This is a genomic window from Hespellia stercorisuis DSM 15480 (assembly GCF_900142165.1).
GTDB lineage: Bacteria > Bacillota > Clostridia > Lachnospirales > Lachnospiraceae > Hespellia > Hespellia stercorisuis.
The window spans coordinates 1-2201 of sequence record NZ_FQZY01000140.1 but is presented as its reverse complement, the minus strand read 5'-3'; the positions used below and the strand labels follow the sequence as shown (position 1 = coordinate 2201).

The window sequence follows — 2201 nt, the reverse complement described above, 5'->3', positions numbered from 1 at the left end:
AAACAGATAGTGTTAGGTCTTGAACCAACAGGTCACTACTGGTTTGTGCGACCCTAAAGGGTCATATTGAATTGTTGATATACAACTATCCCACTGTCTTGGGATATTCTTATCCATCGGTGCGTGAGGAGTAATTCTCGGGTGCTAAGCAGATGGAGACAATGTGATAAATCCCTTATCCACATAGGGAGTAATTGCTAAGAAAGTTCTGCAAGGATAAATATATTGAAACTTCGCAAGAATCGTCAAGTGTGAAATGGTGAAAGTGGATGATACACCATACCCAAAATGGGAATGAACATTGGTGAAAGTCGTGAACCAAGGCTTTTACAAGACAGCAGACTATGGTCAGATGTTCCGGTTTAAAGAAGTGTCCTAAACAGAACGTGTTCAGTATGATTAAGAGGGATAACCCCTTATGAGTCCAGAGATGGTAAGTGAGCCGTAAGGTAATCTGAATCCTCATGAGGGAGTAGGAAAGTTAGAGAAGCGAATGGGCAATGACAATCATTGTCATAGAGGTTCAAAATTTGCCTCACCCGAAAGGGGGCAGACGCTAACAGGTCTTGAATTACAGGAGTATAAGATTTCTATGAATGATGATATGTTCAATGACGCAATACGCGAGAAAGCATCACGCATTACTAAAGCTGTGAAGTGGTCTGATATAGATTGGAAAACTGCATACGAATATGTGAATAGACTTCAGATACGGATTGTAAAGGCAACGGAGAAAAAGAACTGGAATCTTGTAAAAAGACTACAGTACTTATTAACCAACTCGTTTTACGCCAAAGCACTGGCGGTCAAAAAGGTAACCTCCAACAGAGGTAAAAGAACACCAGGCATAGATAATGAAATTTGGAACTCAGATGAAAAGAAATGGAATGCAATAAATACTCTTAGAAGTGTTGGATATAAAGCACTTCCGACCAAAAGAATTCATATACCCAAAAGTAATGGAAAAAAGCGACCGCTCTCGATTCCCACTATGAGAGACAGAGCAATGCAAACCTTATTCTGCTTAGCACTTCAACCGATTGAAGAAACAACAGCCGATGAACATAGTTATGGTTTTAGGATGAACAGAAGTTGTCATGATGCATGTGAGCAAATATTCGCAGATTTGTCTCTCAAAAACAGCGCTCAATGGGTGTTAGAGGGAGATATAAAAGGCTGTTTCGATAACATCTCACATGAGTGGATGCTCAACAACATCCCGATGGAACGAAACATTTTAAAACAATTCATTAAGGCAGGCTTTATATTCCAAAATAAACTTTTTCCAACAAGCCGAGGTGCAGTCCAAGGTGGAGCAATCAGTCCAACACTTGCAAATCTGGTATTAGACGGACTTGAACAGCGTATTTGGGAAGAAATTAACATAGGGAAAAGCGGAAAGGTGGTGAAATTAAAGAATCTTCACAAGGTACATCTGATACGGTACGCTGATGATTTCGTTATTACTGGAGAATCTAAAGAAATACTTTTAAAGGTCAAAGACGTGGTAATCACGTTTATGAGCGAGAGGGGCTTACAGTTATCAGAAGAGAAAACACTTATAACAAACATACAGGATGGGTTCGATTTTCTGGGATGGAATTTCAGAAAATACAACAACAAGTTGATTATCAAACCATCAAAGAAATCAATCAAAAGATTTTCAGATAGTCTTACTGAGACAGTGAAGCATTTATTACCAGCCGAACAAGGTCTTCTAATCTTGAAATTGAATGAAAAACTTAGAGGATGGTGTAACTATCATTCTACCGTATGTTCCAAGGAAGCATTTAAGACAATAGATTTCATGGTATTCAGAAAACTGATAGGATGGATGAAAAGAAAGCACAACAATAAACATGTCCACCGATTTTATGCGAAATATTGGAAAACAATAGGCAAAAGAAAGAATGTATTTACTGATGGGAAGTGGATTTTAGTCAACTGTTCATACACACCGATTGTGAGACATCCAAAGTTGAAATCTAAGATGAATCCATATACATCAACAGAGTATTTTGATAAAAGGGCTGAGTTCATTAATGAAAGAAAAAAGAAGGCTAGAAAACGAGTAGCCGCTGCTAATCCAGCCTATGTATAAAGAATTAGCAGTTTTTGAGGCTCGAGCCGTATACAGGGAAACCTGTACGTACGGTTCCTAGGGGAGGGAGAACTATAAGACTTCGTCGAAATGTTCTTTC

The 2201-nt window shown here is 38.7% G+C and carries 1 protein-coding gene; it reads left to right on the top strand.

Features of this window, described 5'->3' with window-relative positions; translation table 11 throughout:
* The first annotated feature begins 592 nt into the window (after nucleotides 1-592).
* Nucleotides 593-2101 carry a group II intron reverse transcriptase/maturase gene (gene ltrA, locus BUB85_RS20740; RefSeq protein WP_159434695.1) on the top strand — a complete coding sequence of 503 codons (1509 nt, stop codon included), beginning with the start codon at nucleotides 593-595 and terminating at the stop codon, nucleotides 2099-2101.
* The last annotated feature ends 100 nt before the right edge of the window (nucleotides 2102-2201 follow it).